Source organism: Shewanella sp. 10N.286.54.B9, from assembly GCF_041468565.1.
Lineage (GTDB): Bacteria > Pseudomonadota > Gammaproteobacteria > Enterobacterales > Shewanellaceae > Shewanella.
This window is the reverse complement of the sequence record NZ_JBFRIY010000012.1, coordinates 1-15,503: the sequence shown is the minus strand read 5'-3', so window position 1 is coordinate 15,503 and position 15,503 is coordinate 1. Positions and strand designations below refer to the sequence as shown.

At 43.1% G+C, this 15,503-nt stretch carries 13 protein-coding genes; 6 read left to right on the top strand and 7 right to left on the bottom strand.

The genetic code is table 11. The features are described from left to right. Position 1 precedes the first annotated feature (1 nt). The 4 genes from AB4135_RS03590 to AB4135_RS03575 all read right to left on the bottom strand — a co-directional run bounded on the left by AB4135_RS03590 (position 2) and on the right by AB4135_RS03575 (position 6,105). A complete protein-coding gene (locus AB4135_RS03590) occupies positions 2-1,756 on the bottom strand; it encodes a GNAT family N-acyltransferase (protein ID WP_371990473.1) in 1,755 nt (584 codons plus the stop codon). A gap of 15 nt (positions 1,757-1,771) precedes the next feature. After that, positions 1,772-2,695, bottom strand: coding sequence for a UDP-2,3-diacylglucosamine diphosphatase (locus AB4135_RS03585; protein ID WP_371990385.1), 924 nt, complete (start codon positions 2,693-2,695; stop codon positions 1,772-1,774). Between the two features lie 143 nt (positions 2,696-2,838). Next, positions 2,839-4,194 (bottom strand): YjiH family protein, encoded by a 1,356-nt coding sequence (locus AB4135_RS03580; RefSeq protein ID WP_371990383.1) that lies wholly within the window; start codon positions 4,192-4,194, stop codon positions 2,839-2,841. Positions 4,195-4,560: 366 nt separating this feature from the next. Continuing rightward, a complete protein-coding gene (locus AB4135_RS03575) occupies positions 4,561-6,105 on the bottom strand; it encodes a methyl-accepting chemotaxis protein (protein WP_371990381.1) in 1,545 nt (514 codons plus the stop codon). Between the two features lie 429 nt (positions 6,106-6,534). Here AB4135_RS03575 and AB4135_RS03570 point away from each other — a divergent pair, with 429 nt between their 5' ends. Beyond that, a complete protein-coding gene (locus tag AB4135_RS03570; protein WP_371990379.1) occupies positions 6,535-7,224 on the top strand; it encodes a DUF998 domain-containing protein in 690 nt (229 codons plus the stop codon). Here the strand turns inward: AB4135_RS03570 and AB4135_RS03565 are convergent, their stop codons facing one another. Continuing rightward, on the bottom strand, positions 7,225-8,088 hold the full coding sequence (locus AB4135_RS03565) for a U32 family peptidase (RefSeq protein WP_371990377.1): 864 nt from the start codon (positions 8,086-8,088) through the stop codon (positions 7,225-7,227). Positions 8,089-8,116: 28 nt separating this feature from the next. Then, complete coding sequence (locus tag AB4135_RS03560) at positions 8,117-9,118, bottom strand: peptidase U32 family protein (RefSeq protein ID WP_371990376.1); 1,002 nt, start codon at positions 9,116-9,118, stop codon at positions 8,117-8,119. A gap of 133 nt (positions 9,119-9,251) precedes the next feature. On the opposite strand from AB4135_RS03560, the gene AB4135_RS03555 reads away from it, so the two are divergent. Next, positions 9,252-9,764 (top strand): SCP2 domain-containing protein, encoded by a 513-nt coding sequence (locus tag AB4135_RS03555; RefSeq protein ID WP_371990374.1) that lies wholly within the window; start codon positions 9,252-9,254, stop codon positions 9,762-9,764. Between the two features lie 57 nt (positions 9,765-9,821). Here AB4135_RS03555 and rdgC read toward each other — a convergent pair whose 3' ends face one another. Beyond that, positions 9,822-10,733, bottom strand: coding sequence for a recombination-associated protein RdgC (gene rdgC / locus AB4135_RS03550; RefSeq protein WP_020911434.1), 912 nt, complete (start codon positions 10,731-10,733; stop codon positions 9,822-9,824). A 292-nt stretch (positions 10,734-11,025) separates the two neighbouring features. On the opposite strand from rdgC, the gene AB4135_RS03545 reads away from it, so the two are divergent. The 4 genes from AB4135_RS03545 (at position 11,026) to AB4135_RS03530 (ending at position 15,415) form a co-directional block, all read left to right on the top strand. Beyond that, positions 11,026-11,976, top strand: a complete 951-nt coding sequence (locus tag AB4135_RS03545) for a porin (RefSeq protein WP_371990372.1) — start codon at positions 11,026-11,028, stop codon at positions 11,974-11,976. 181 nt (positions 11,977-12,157) lie between these two features. Next, positions 12,158-12,847 carry a phosphate regulon transcriptional regulator PhoB gene (gene phoB, locus AB4135_RS03540; protein WP_371990370.1) on the top strand — a complete coding sequence of 230 codons (690 nt, stop codon included), beginning with the start codon at positions 12,158-12,160 and terminating at the stop codon, positions 12,845-12,847. A 69-nt stretch (positions 12,848-12,916) separates the two neighbouring features. After that, positions 12,917-14,239 (top strand): phosphate regulon sensor histidine kinase PhoR, encoded by a 1,323-nt coding sequence (gene phoR / locus AB4135_RS03535; protein ID WP_371990368.1) that lies wholly within the window; start codon positions 12,917-12,919, stop codon positions 14,237-14,239. Positions 14,240-14,443: 204 nt separating this feature from the next. After that, the gene (locus AB4135_RS03530) at positions 14,444-15,415 is read left to right on the top strand and encodes a PstS family phosphate ABC transporter substrate-binding protein (RefSeq protein WP_371990366.1); all 972 of its coding nucleotides are present in this window, start codon (positions 14,444-14,446) and stop codon (positions 15,413-15,415) included. The last annotated feature ends 88 nt before the right edge of the window (positions 15,416-15,503 follow it).

Sequence of the window (15,503 nt, the reverse complement as noted above, 5' to 3'; positions counted from 1 at the left end):
CTTATTTTATGGCGCCTACTTCAGCTCGGTGACAGTCAAAATATCGGCTGCGCTTCTTATCTTTCAGTTTCAGGGTATCAACAAGCACTAGCCCATCAATGCAATCGCCAAATTCAGCATCTATGCCGAAATCTAGAAAACTAACCCCATCATCATTACATAATTCGCCATATTGCTTATAGAGCGCAGGTACTGCTGCGCCCATACTGGCCATTGTTTGCTTGAGTTGTTTAAAGCCCTGCGCATAATCTAATTGACAGTATTGTTTGTTGAGTTGTTGTAGCTTGTCTTCATTAAAAATATACGGGCTAAATGAATGCGCTAGAGATTGCTCATTAGAAAATTGGGTTTTATAGAAGTGGATTAATCGCTCTTTTGCCGGGTCTGGCAAATGATCACTTAAAGAGACTGGACCAAAGAGGTATCGATATTGTGGATTTTTAACGAGGAATGCACCAATCCCAACCCAGAGGTAATCTAAACTGCGCTTTCCCCAGTACTTGGGTTGTACAAAACTGCGACCGAGCTCTAGGCCTTGTTCAAAGTAGGGCGCAAAGGCGGGGTGATACTCAAAGAGTGACTGACTGTACAACGCATCACTCCCCTGTTTTTGATGCACCTCTTTGGCTCCAGCGAAACGGTATGAACCGACTATCTCTAAGTCGATGGGATCCCATAATACCAAGTGTTGATAGTAGCGGTCGTACTTATCAGTATCACGGCGCATTCCGCTCCCTTCTCCTACTGCACGAAAGGCTATCTCTCTGAGGCGACCAATCTCACGCATAATCGGATTACTTGATTGATGCTGATATAGAAAGATCTTCTTAGCGTCGCTGGTCTCTCCAAGGAGTTCACATTGCATTAGTGCTGCTTGTAATTCACTGCGAGACTCAGGGTGGGCGATTGCACTTTGGGTAGTAAACAGTGGGCTGCGATTTTTTCCAATGCGATAAAGATGATTCTTGAGTAGTTTAACCTTGGTTTTCAGTGGGAAGTCAGCACTGTTTACCACCTCCTTTGGGATCAACTCTCCAATACGCACTGGCATGGTTTTCTTTGCTTGTTTAAACATCTCTTTTACCAGCATCAAGCTAGCTAATGGTTTATAAAGCATTGAAGCACCGTAAAAAGCGGCTGAGTTTTTGGCATCTGCATGCATGGGTAGCAGCGGCGCATTACAGGCTTTTGCTATTTTGAGAAAGCCACTGTGCCAGTGAAGATCGACCACACCTGTGGGGCGCAAGCGAGAAACTTCACCACTGGGGAAAATCAGCACCGCGCCTTCATTACGCAGGTGTTTGTGAATATTATCTAGATGCTGTTTGGGGGTGCCACCGGTCATATTGCGCACTGGTAATAGTATCGAGTGCAATGGCTCTAGCGCCATCAGTAGCTCATTGGCGACCACTTTTATGTCGGGTCTTACTTTGCTTATTAGCTTTATCATGGCTAATGCATCGAGCGATCCAATCGGGTGATTCGCATAAATAACCACACGCCCTTCAATTGGAATATTCTCAATTTCATTATTGGGAACGCTGTAACTGAAGTTGAAGCTGTTAAGTAGCTGTTCGACAAAGTCGACGCCCTGTAAAAAGGCAAACTTATTGGCTATGTCATTGCACTCTTTTTCCTTGAGTAAATAACGAAGCATGACTTTGGTTGGCGTGGCTAACCATGGACTTTTATCGAGCTGTGGTAAGTTTTTTTCTACAACATTATCGACGCTAAAGATCATAATTATGGCCCTTATATGGCTGCTAAGAGGTTAGGCTACACGCTTAGTTTTTGGTTTAACGGTTTGCTGAGCAAATTGGAAAGCGCTGATCAATCGGGCGCTTTGCGTTGATTCTTGCCACTTTAAAAGTTGGATATCTCCTGATTGGGATTCAGCGATAAAAGTACAGTTTTCCACCCAGTCTCCATCATTGGCATAAATAATATTATTTGTAAGGCTGAGCTCAGGCTGGTGGATATGGCCACAGACGACCACATCAGCCCCTTTCGATTTTGCATAGTGTATGACGGCAGAACGGTAATTATTGATAGCTTGCTGCGCTTTAGCGACTCTAAGTTTTACGTAACTTGCCAGCGACCAATAGGGGTAGCCTAAGCGGTTGCGAACTCTATGCAGTTGTCGATTTAGAAACAGCAGTAAATCATAAAGGTGGTCGCCTAATTTAGCGTAGGCACGGCCAATGCACACTTCGGAATCAAATTGATCGCCATGCACCATTAATACTTTGCGGTTAGAGGCGGTGGTATGCATGTGTTCTTTACTAATGGAGAGATCCCACAGGTGGAAGCCATCATAGGGCTTTAATATTTCATCATGATTACCGGGGATATACACGATATGCGTTCCCTCCCGGGCCATTTTAAGCAGCTTTTGCAGCACAAGATTGTGACTATGCGGCCAGAGGAATTTGCGCTTCAGCGCCCAGATATCGATGATGTCGCCCACGAGAAACAGTTTGTCGGTGCGCAGTGAGTCGAGAAGTTGTAGCAGGTACTCCGCTTTGCAGTCTTTGCTGCCGAGGTGAACATCTGACAACCAGATTGCATTGAAGTGTTGCTCAGGGCTATCTCTTTCGCTGCTGTTGATTGGCGATATGCTATCTATATGACTTGGGAGCGAGGGGCTCAAAAGTTGTTGTTTACTATTTGCTAATCCTTGCCGTTTCTCTTTCATTGTCCTGCCAGTTAACGCTGGGGGATGCCGATAGAGTAAAAGTGATAGTTGACTGCAAGATGAATATTTTATGGCAAGTTAATGACGGCCATAAAAAAGAGCGCCTAAGCGCTCTTTATCTGTTGTCGTTAAAGATTACCTTATTAGAAAATTAGGTGTGCGATACCTGCGATAACAGGCAAAGTAACCAATGTTCTCAAGATAAACACTACTGCAAGCTCAAGGAAGTTGACTGGGATTTTACTCCCCATCAATAGTGCACCAACTTCACTCATATAGATAAGCTGAGTAACCGACAGCGCCGCTATAATAAAGCGAGTCATGTCTGATTCAATCGAGCTTGCCAGAATAGCGGGAATAAACATATCCGCAAAACCGACCACGATTGTTTTAGAAGCTTCAGCCGCTTCAGGCACTTGCAGCAACTCTAGTAGCGGAATAAACGGCATACCTAGGTAGTTAAATATTGGAGTGAACTCGGCAATCATTAAGGCGATAGTACCTATTCCCATGACGACGGGGATCACACCAAAAATCATATCAACCACGTTTTTAACGCCGTCAGTTAAGGTGTGTTTGATACCACCTGCACGTGAAGCTTTGGTTAATGCTTGATCCAGCCCCCACGAGAAAACTCCGTGACCTGCAGGAATAACTTCATCATCTTTATGACGTGGAGTTTCATCTATATAGAGATCTTTCTTCCAAGACAGTGGTGGAAGTTTAGGGACGATTATCGCTGCGACAAAGCCAGCAAAGCAGACTGTTAAATAGAAGGGAACAAACAGATGCTCTAATTGCACTTGTGAGATAACTACCAATGAGAAAGTGATTGATACTGCAGAAAAGGTTGTACCTATAACAGCTGCTTCTCGTTGGGTATAAAAACGCGCTTCATACTGCTTACTGGTCATTAAAATTCCCACACTACCATCACCTAACCAAGATGCCATACAATCAATGGCACTACGTCCTGGTAAGTTAAAGATAGGGCGCATAATCTTTGTTAGCAGAGTGCCTAGTAGCTCTAGCAAACCAAAGTTAAGTAGCAGTGGCAGTAACATGCCTGCAAATAAAAACACCGAGAACAATACTGGCAACAGGTCGTTCAATACCAGCGCACCGGTATCGCCTGAGCGAATTGCTTCAGGACCAACACCGAAGAAGGTCAAGCTAATAAAGATAGCACCTAAGATACGAATGACTAACCATACTGGCGTGACATTAAACAATGAGTTTAAGAAGCTGTTTTCTGTTACTAATTTTGGTTTGATTGCTTTAACTAGTACAGAGGCTATCGCTGTAAAAATAACAATACCAGTTACGATACCAACAAGCGCTTCACCGAGCAGGCTCTGTAAGCCTTTAGAGATAATGGCAATAGGAATGGTGATTGCGTCTTGATAGCTGATAGGGGTCATGAACAACAGCAGACCGATCAGTGATGGCACAATAAACGTGAGTATTGTTTTAATGTTGTGGGTTTGTTTTTCTGACACTTTTTTTTACCCTAAATATCGAGTTCTGCTTTGTAGCTTAAAAACGGCGTTTTGTACTTAAGCAAAAAATATATTGAATATTCATTCAACCGCTAACAGGCGAGGTTACCGCCTTAAAACATCTATGTAAAACGATTCCATCGATATAGAGAACATATCAACGTGAGCGAATAGTTATTAACTGTAAATGACTAAATATATTGTATAGGAATATGTAGAAAAATAACAAAATTATTTTTTGTTTAAGTCTTTTTAAAACAGTGTTTTAAGTTTGTTTTTGAGTTGTTTGGTTTTGGTGTTTTTATTGTGAGTTTTTAGTTGTCGCCATTTAAGGTTGTGACGACAACGTTTATTAAGACCTGCAAACTAACTAAATGTTTTCCTCAATGATTTTGCTTTTTCAGCGTTTATTTTTAATTCTTTAACTGCCGATTCGACCACATTGATTGCCCCCAGGTTTTCTACTGATGCTTGACTGATATGGCTAATGTTTTGATTAATCTCGCCGACAACGAGCGTTTGTTGTTCAGCAGCAACGGCATTTTGTTGCGCTAGATCATGAACATTTCTGACCGCCTCATAAATAGTGTCGACTTTTTGAGCGGATTTCTGAGCGTCATCGGTGCATTGTAATGCTTGGGATTTACTTTCATCCATCTGTTTTGACCATTGAGTCAGCATTGAAAACATCTTATCGACACTTTTAGAAATGCTTTCTGTAGATTGTTGGGTACGACTCGAAAGCGCACGAACTTCATCAGCAACCACGGCAAAGCCACGCCCTTGTTCACCTGCTCTAGCAGCTTCAATTGCAGCGTTAAGGGCGAGCAGGTTTGTTTGTTCTGCAATCCCATCAATCTCGGTCATGGCAGTGGCGACTCGCTCAGCTTCTTTATTGAGTAATAAAGCATTCGCAGCAGCCTCTGAAACTGACTCTGTCAGTTCATTAATACTGCTGGCACTCTTTTGCATCTTTTCCCGACTTTCATCACAAAGAAGGTAAGTGTCCTGAATGCTGTCAGAGGTTGACTGAATATTACTGGCGACCTCGGTAATCGTCGCCGCCATCTCTTCGGTAGCGCTAGCGATTTGTTCTATCTGCTGGCTTTCAACATCAAGCCCTACATGTGCTTGAGTTGCTGCGGTGACTAGTTGATTTGATATGTCATCAATGTGTTCGGCATTATCTTGCGAGCGGCCTAGGACACCTTGTAACTTGGCATCTTTCATCATCAATTGGAAATCAAGCAGTGAAGAGGTATCTCGACCACAGTAGATAAAACGGCTAACTGAGTCGTGTTGCTGCTTCATTTGCATTAACCGGGCTGGAATACGAAAAGCTTCATCATAGAAAATTGCCAAATTAATACTCATTAGGATGATTCCGGCAAGTATGACGCCCCAGCCCCAAATGTAGCCTGCTGCAGCCAATCCTACACTGGCACACATGGCAGACAATAAACGTTTATTGGTTAGGCTGATGGGATCGTCAACAGCCTTGCCGTTGTTGAGCCGTTGATAAACTTTCTGCGCTTGGCTGACATACTCGGTTTTTGGTGCAACACGCACCGATTGATATCCGACAAGGTGTCCTTGCTCAAACAGTGGTGAAACAAAGGCATCGACCCAATAGAAGTTACCATTTTTACAACGGTTTTTAACGATACCACGCCACGACTGGCCAGCTTCTAGTTTTTGCCACATCTCTTTAAATGCAGCTTTGGGCATATCAGGGTGGCGGACTAGGTTGTGGTTATGCCCTATAAGTTCCTGCTCAGAAAAGCCAGACACTTCAATGAATCGTGGGTTGGCGTAGGTGATAACACCTTGCTTGTTGGTACTTGAGATCAGCTGATCTGAATCAGTTAGCCTAACTTCCCGGTTGGCTGTGTTTGCATTGTTTGTTGTCATTATTATTCCATGTGACTGCAATTATATCGTGAACGTACTCATACCAACCAATACCAGAAGATGATCGACTCAGGGGAATTTTGCAACGATCACATCTCTATACTGTTTGGTCTAACACTTGTTTGAAATATAACATTAATACACCCACTTTTAATCAGGTTTATCTAAATTCTTTAACGAAATATTAGTGAAAAGTACATTGCGCTTTTTTGCTGTAACAATCTGGGTTTATTCTCTTTTTGTGACGAAAGATAGTAATTGTTTTAAATTTTAAACTTGAAAAAACTAACCATAGGCGATAAAAATAACATATACGCTACATTTTAGAGGCTTGTAAAGCTTGTGAAAAATCTGAGCTAGACCTCTTTAACAAAGGTGAATTCAATATATATTTGATGATGCCATTAGAAATTATAAAAATAGGAATATATGGTAGCTCGGATAAATAATAAGGTTTCTACTCTCGCATTTCGCTTTGGCATGCTGGGGATCTTCGGATTATTGCTAGGTTTGATTGCGTCAGTGCTGACCTTTGAGCAGTATGATGGTCGAGGCTTTAGCTTTTTGAACCATACCCTGAGTGAACTGGGTAATTATGGTCATTCCTATTTTGCCGTCATTATTAATGGTGGGCTATTTTTTGGCAGTTTGAGTGTGGTGTTGTTTTGTTTGTTTTCTTTGCAAATAGCTGATTCCCCTTGGTCTTACCCATTTTTTGTTTGTCTTGCGCTGACATTTTTTAGTCTTGCCGCGGTAGGTTTATTTCCTATCAATGTTTATCATTTACATACCACCGCGCTGCAATACTTCTTCATTTTTGGCAGCGTGAGCTCAGTGCTATATGGGCTGTATTTATTAGTGGGTAAAGGACGATTGTTCTCAAGGGCAACCAGCATATTGGCCACTTGCTCGTTCATTAGCATGGCGGCATTTCTAATGGTACCTTTGCTTGGTTTAGAGCTGACTGAAGGTGATAGGGCGTTCTATCAGGAGATGCTTGTCGAGATGCATCGTCCTGATGTGTGGTGGCCAGCCGTGTTTGAATGGCTAGGCGTCGGCTGTTTTGTGGCTTGGACCACCAATGTGATGTTAAATTTAAGACCTACATTTAAGTCTTAACTAAACCTGAGCTAATCCTGATGTTTGATGCCAATAACCATTGCATGTCAGTGGCTCTGGCAATTGTGGTTTAGTCAAAATATTCTCTGCGACTTCGACACTCTTTAAACTACTCGGTGAAACTCTAAAGTAGTTGACCCCCATCTGTTGCATTTGGGCAATATCAGCTGAAAGATCTATTTGGCTAGCTGATTGAGTTTGAATGCCGTTAACCCTTAATAGAGGTTGTTGATCTTGGGTTTGAGCGAGTAACCCTTTTGAGTGCGACAAGCACACAGTTTGGCAGTTGTCTTTAGGCAGCCCTTGCTGCTTGGCGGTGAAACAGCGAGCAGAATGTGCCAATGGTAAATATCCATGGGCAAATACCTCTATTTCATAGGGTAACGTCGCTCCGCTAGCAGCCACTTCTGCTGCAATCACATTCGATAGCCACGTTTTAGAGAGTTCAATTGGCATGACAAATCGCTGCATGCCCCATTGATGAAGCTTATTAAGCGTTGCTAAGTTGTAGTTATTGATGGTGGGGCCACAAACAAAGGGCAGCCCAAGCTCTTTTGCTGCTTGTACCGCGCCGATATCATTAGCTTCTATCATGAAGTCGCCATTGTTCACTTGCTTTTTTAGCTCAGTGTATTCTGACGGTGCTTCCAATAACGCTAACGTCGACAATACTACCTCTTTGCCTGATTCTCGTAGCATGTGCGCGAGATTCAAGTAATCGCTAAATTTTACTTGTCGGCGCCTACTGCAAACGGTTTCACCGAGGTAAACGACAGGAATGTTGCTGTCAGCCACTTGCTGATAGAACTGGCTGACTTTTTCTTTTGACCAGCAATACTGTATTGGCCCGAGAGATGTTTTCATTGTCTTTCCTTTAAAATAGGCAGCGCTGTTACTGCCAAGTTCGCTCATAGGCACCGAGTGTGGTTGTTTGTCCTTCAGACACTTTATCTAAAGCTGCATTCCACTCTTGCTGGGTTTGATATTTATCTGGTGCTGATAAGTAGCTGTCGATTGCAGTGCGCCATACTCGTGTTACTTGCTCAACATAAGCTGGGCTGCGTTGGCGACCTTCGATTTTTAGAGAGACGACATTTGCTTTGGCAAGTTCAGGCAATAAACTCAAGGTGTTTAAACTCGTAGGAGCCTCAAGGATATGGCTAGCGGTACTGTTTTCTTCAGTGGTGTAGCGCCCCTTGCATACGACTGGGTAGCCCATCTGTTCATTAATACCTGATTTATCAATAAGCACATCATTTAACCAGGTTAGCCTATCATTGCCATTTTCTTGCCAACGCACATGTTTTGCCGGCGAGCATGAGCCGCCGGTGTTAGGTGACTGGCCGGTGACGTATGAAGAAAGATGACAGCGGCCTTCAGCCATGATGCATAAACTGCCAAATGCGAAAACTTCTAAGTCAACAGGGGTGACTTTAGACAGATCTCTGACCTGCTTCATCGACAAGACTCGTGGCAGAACTGCACGTTCGATATTGAAGGCTTCTTTATACAGTGTCAGTGCACCAAGGTTCGTGGCGCTGGCTTGCACTGATAGGTGCAATGGTAAATGTGGATAGCGACTATGAGCGTAATCGAGCAGCGATATATCCGCCATAATCAGTGCATCAACACCCGTCGCAGCAGCTAAATCAATGGCTTGATACCAGCGAGTTTCTTCGCCGGGTTTTGGAAAGGTATTAATGGTTAAAAATACTTTCTTGCCGCATTTTTTAGTGTACTCAACAGCCTGTTGCAGTTTTTTGGGAGTAAAGTTTAAACCTGCAAAAGAACGGGCATTAGTATCATCTTTTAGTCCTAGATAGACCGCATCGGCGCCAGCATTTAGCGCAATTTTTAATGATGCGAGATTACCCGCGGGGCACAGCAGTTCCATATATTTGGCTCCAATGATAAGGAGTCAGGAGTTTAAAAGGGAATGAAGATCAAATTTTTGATGTAAAACAGGTTTGTGATCATAAAACCTAGGTAAGATCACTTTCTTTGTATCAATGCTGGAGCATTTTTAAATGCAAGGTTCACTTCCCAATAATTTGGCTAAAAAAATTCTGCAGGCTGCCCCCAAGGCGCTATCCAAGCCATTAGCACTTATTCCTTTTACTGTTAAAGCCGATCTGCTAAAGCGTATCTTAGGCCTAGTGCTCGCAGAGCAAGCTGCAGACGATGAACTTGAATTTTTACAACAGCGGTGGGTGGCGATTGAAGTTGAAGATTTAAGCTTAACCTTTGAGGTCAGCTATAACGACGGTTGGCTAGTTCGCCCATTACAAAATGCAGAAGTGACGTTTAAGAGTGACTCAAAGGCGTTACTTTTAGTCGCCGCCGCGAAAGAAGATCCCGATACGCTATTTTTCCAACGAAAACTCAGCATTGAAGGAGATACAGAGCTTGGCTTAGAAGTGAAAAACTTATTGCTTGGGGTTGAGTTTGATACAATGCCGACTGCGGTCAGCACTGCAGTCACTAAGCTAGCGGAAGCACTGCAATCATTACAGAGAAAAGCGGAGCCGCAAGTCGCTTAATAATATAAACACCATAAAAAAGGCGCCATAGGCGCCTTGTTTAGTAAACAGCAGTTATTAAATGCTGTCTTCTAGGCCACCGAGAGCTTCAACAACCGCATTAACCAAAGCGATTAACTCGCTGCCCATTAAGGCAAAGTCCGCATCTAAACGCGCCATTGGATCTTCATTACCTAAATCATCATTACCCGCTCTAAACTCTTCAGAGAACTTAAGACGTTTAATGGCTGCGTCAGACTGAAGCAAGAAGGCCACTGATTGACCAAAGTGTAATGCGAGTTTATGAACTTGTTTACCAACTTCGATATGCGCTAGGACTTCATTTTCGCTCAAATCTTGTTGCTTAAAGCGTACAATGCCGCCTTCATCTGAATCACTTTTTAATTCAGCTTCATCTTGCATCTCGAAAGGTGCTGGCGTTTTGCTCTCTTTTAACCATTCGGTTAATTGGGTTTCAATCGGGGTTTTAAAGCTCATTGGAATAATTGGCAAAGTGCCAATGGCTTTACGCAGTAGCGCCATTAGTTCTTCAGATTTAGCGGCACTTGAGCTATCGACTAAGATCATCTGGATCTCAGGTAAAATCAGTGCGCGAATTTGACTGCGACGAGAAAATGCCCTTGGTAGCAGGGTGGTGGTTATCTCATCTTTTAGGGCGTCTTTCTCTTTTTTAGCGAGTTTACGACCATCTTCAGATTCGAGTAGCGCAACTTTTTCCTCTAATGCTTCCTTTATGACTTGAGCAGGTAGGATCTTCTCTTCTTTAGTTGCGCAGATAAGGTGTCTGTCTGCTGCCGTATGAACCAAAGTGTCGCCATGCTTGCCGAATGCATTAGAGAAGCCAAACTTGCTGATATCTTGGCTTGAGCAAGGCGAGAAGGTGAAGTCTTCCAGTGATTTTTCCATTGATTCAGTGTCAACAGAGAAGGGCTTGTTAAAGCGGTAGACAGTTAGATTTTTAAACCACATAGATAAAAGTGCTCAGTCAAAATTAAAGCCGCAGTGTAAGCCATTGTCAGGTTCGGGTAAACCGCTTCAGTATCTTGATGCTGGATGTGATTGTCATATTTAACCAAACTGTCATATTTCAACCAACATGCTTGAAAGCCCCATTTTTAAAGGCTTTGCCAGTTTTATATTGCAAACTTCTAACAATTACAACTCGGATTAGTATTTACTGAAATAAAAATGCAACAAACCTTGTTCATTATGGCGCTCGTCCAAACCAATAACCAAGACGAATAAACGTCGAAAGGATTAAATGATGAACGTTTTTTGTAAAACTCTACTGGCCTCTGCTCTAGCGACTGCAACTCTAGCCTCTGCTCATGCTGCAGACCCATTAACAGTTTACGGTAAGTTGAATGTTACTGCGCAGTCTAATGATGTAAATGATGAAGCAACAACTACGATTCAATCTAATGCTTCTCGTTTTGGTGTTAAAGGTGCATTTGAACTGAGCAGTTCACTACAAGCTTTTTACACGGTTGAGTACGAAGTAGATACTGGTGATGACGTAAAAGAGAACTTCAAAGCACGTAACCAGTTTGTTGGCCTTAAAGGTAACTTCGGTGCATTTTCTGTTGGTCGTAACGACACCATGCTTAAGATCTCTCAAGGTAAAGTTGATCAATTCAATGACCTTTCAGGTGACTTGAAAAACTTGTTTAAAGGTGAGAACCGTATTGAGCAAACTGCTACTTATATGACTCCATCATTCAGTGGTTTTAAAATGGGTGTTACTTATGCCGCTGAGGGTGCTAGCTCTCAGTATGCCCAAGACGGATTCAGTGTTGCAGCTATGTATGGTGATGCAAAGCTTAAGAAGTCTCCTATCTATGCATCTGTTGCATACGATGCAGATGTGAAAGGCTATGAAGTTGTACGTGCGACTGTACAAGGTAAGATTGCAGGATTTAAGTTAGGCGGTATGTACCAGCAGCAAGAAGAAACCTATGAGAAAGACGGGACTCCAACTGTTGGCGGCGAAAGCAAGACGGGTTACCTATTCAGCGCTGCATACACTATTGACGCCGTAGTATTAAAAGCTCAGTACCAAGATATGGAAGACAAAGGTGATACTTGGTCTGTGGGCGGAGATTACAAGTTAGGCAAGCCGACTAAATTATTCGCTTTCTATACTAATCGTTCATATGAAAACGTTGAAAATGATGATAAATACTTCGGTGTTGGTCTAGAACACAAGTTCTAAACCCTAATCGATACCGATAAAGGAGGCTAAGGCCTCCTTTTTTCGTGTAAAGTGAAAGCAACTAGTTCTGCTTTATGACAATAATTCTGTCTATTATGTCAAAATAGTACTTCGTTTAATATTAATGTAATAAAACTGACCAATAATAGACTCGTAGAAATTCACTGACAGAAGATCGATTATGACAGCAAGGATATTGATAGTTGAAGATGAGTTAGCTATTCGCGAGATGCTAACTTTCGTGTTAGAGCAACATGGTTTTACCACCACCGCGGCTGAAGACTACGACTCAGCACTTGATATGTTATCTGAGCCCTATCCTGATCTAGTACTACTTGATTGGATGTTCCCAGGGGGCAGCGGCATTCAACTCGCTAAGCGATTACGCCAAGATGAGTTTACACGACACATCCCAATTATTATGCTAACCGCTCGCGGTGAAGAAGAAGATAAAATCAGAGGGCTTGAGGTTGGAGCTGATGATTTTATTACTAAACCATTTTCCCCTAAAGAATTAGTCGCGCGTATTAAGGCGGTTATGCGTCGAGCCGCGCCTACCTGTCTTGAGGACCCTATCGATGTACAAGGGCTGCAATTAGATCCTGTCAGCCATCGTGTTACCGTTGGTGAGCAAGTGCTGGATATGGGGCCCACTGAGTTTCGCCTATTACACTTCTTTATGACTCACCCTGAGCGCGTGTATAGTCGAGAGCAACTTCTCGATAATGTTTGGGGGACTAACGTTTATGTGGAAGATAGGACTGTTGACGTGCATATCAGACGTTTACGTAAAGCGGTGACTCTGTCCGGTCATGACCGCCTGATCCAAACCGTTCGTGGCGCAGGCTATCGTTTCTCGACGAGACTTTAGTTAAACATCTCATAGGCACAAGGTGGCTTTTACGCTATCTTGTGCTCAGTTCCTCCATATGGTCGGTCTATGTTTGATTCATATTCTGGGTATCGTCTAATTTCGCGATTGGTGATCTATCTGCTGCTTTGTGTGGTGGTTGGCTTGCTACTTGGTGAAGTCTTTTGGGTACTTTTACTCGGTTGTATTTGTTTGCTGCTCTGGCACTATCGTCAGCTATCTCGGCTGAATTTCTGGTTGTGGCATGATCGTCGCTTAACGCCACCAAATGGCAGTGGCAGTTGGGAAGGGGTGTTCAATGGCATCTATCGCTTGCAGGGGAAAAACCGTAAGCGTGTTTCTCAATTAGCGTTTTTGCTCGGGCGTTTTAGGCAAGGTGCTGAAGCGCTGCCTGATGCTGCTGTAGTGCTTGATTCAGAGCATAATATTCTCTGGTGTAATAAGCTAGCTCAGTTATTGCTGGGGTTTGTTTGGCCGCAAGATAACGGTCAGCGGATCGATAACTTAATTCGTCACCCTGATTTTTCAAACTATTTAAAACAAGCTGAATACCAAGAGCCTCTTGAGCTGGCCGCCCCTTTGTCTGAAGGGCGTTTGTTAGAGATCCGCATTATGGGATATGGCTCAGGTCAGTTACTACTGATTGCACGTGATATTACCCGTGTGCGTCAATTAGAGGGGATGCGCAAAGAGTTTGTTGCCAATGTGTCCCATGAGTTAAAGACCCCGTTAACTGTACTTCAGGGATATTTGGAGATGATGCAGTCAATGGCGGAACCTGACTCGCCAAATGTGAGAGCGCTTGAACAGATGCAGCAGCAAACCTCACGTATGCGCTCTATGGTTGAACAGCTTTTGGCGCTATCGCGGATCGAAGATGCTGGTGAGGTCGACCTTGAAGTTAAAGTGAATATGTCACAGATGATGGACATATTACGTGATGAAGCGTTGGCATTGGCGCAAGAGCAGTATGATGTGACGTTATACTGCGAGCCTGGGCTAGATATGTATGGCAATGAAGTGCAACTAAGAAGCGCTTGTTCTAATTTGGTCTCAAATGCGATTCGATATACTGAGCCTGGTGGTCGTATCAATATTAGCTGGCGTAAAATTGCCTCTGGTGGCGAGTTTAGTGTCAGTGATAGTGGAGAAGGGATTGCGCCGAAACATATTAGCCGTTTAACAGAGCGTTTCTATCGTGTTGATAGTGCACGTTCAAGACAAAGTGGTGGCACAGGCCTTGGGCTTGCGATAACTAAGCATGCACTTAATCATCATCAAAGTGAGCTTATGGTATCGAGCCAATTAGGTAAGGGCAGTACATTTAGCTTTGTTATCCCGCCGAACTTAATCGAGTATTCATCAGCTGAAATAGAAAGCTTTGCAGACTAGTGCTGTCGAGTAATCAGGATAAAGCTGATTTTAGATGACATAAAAACAGGCGCTTAGCCTGTTTTTTCATTTAAACGACATAAATTTATCAAATTAAGTCGCTCTGTCATCGAAGTGTCACTTTGCAGTAATAGACTTGTCATCATAGAAGTTAATACTGACAGCGTTTTAAGAAACCAAGATATTTAAACACTGGAGCAAAGAATGAAATTGAAACAACTTGTTGGCGCAGTAAGCTTAACTGCAGCAACTGTATTTTCTGCAGCATCAATGGCGGCAATCGATCAGTCTTTACCAACTTATGAGAAAACAAGTGGTGTGTCTGGTAACTTATCTTCTGTTGGTTCAGATACTTTGGCTAACATGATGACACTTTGGGCTGAAGATTTTAAACAACTATACCCTAACGTAAATATTCAAATTCAAGCCGCTGGTTCATCTACAGCGCCACCAGCATTGACTGAAGGCACTTCACAGTTTGGCCCAATGAGCCGCAAGATGAAGCCTAATGAAGTTGAAGCTTTTGAAAAGCATTACGGCTACCAGCCAACGGCTATCCGTGTTGCAATCGATGCGCTAGCTGTATTCGTGCACAAAGATAACCCAATCAAGGGCATGAGCATGGAGCAGATCGATGGTATCTTCTCATCGACTAATAAGTGTGGCGGCGAAGACATTAAACGTTGGGGTGATGTTGGCCTAACGGGTAGCTGGACCGGTCGTGATGTACAGTTATACGGACGTAACTCTGTATCAGGTACTTACGGCTACTTCAAAAAGAAAGCACTTTGTAAAGGTGATTTCAAAGCTAACGTCAATGAACAGCCGGGTTCTGCTTCAGTTGTACAGTCAGTATCTCAGTCACTTAACGCGATTGGTTACTCAGGTATTGGTTACAAAACTGCGGGTGTTAAAGCGGTAGCGGTATCTAAGAAAGGGACTAACTACATCGCTGCATCAGCTGAAAATGCTGCAAGTGGTAAATACCCACTTTCACGTTACCTATATGTTTATGTAAACAAGCATCCGAATAAAGAGCTTGCACCAATGGATCGTGAGTTCATCCGCTACGTACTGTCTATGCAAGGACAGCAAATTGTAGAGAAAGATGGTTATGTCGCGCTTCCTCGCAGCGTGATTGCAAAAGATTTAGCTAAAGCCGGTATCCGTCTTTAAGCTTAAATCTATTTAGAAAAAGGCCTCGATTGAGGCCTTTTTTGATTCTGTTTTACGATTCGTTTGCTTTAATACCAATTCCATTAAA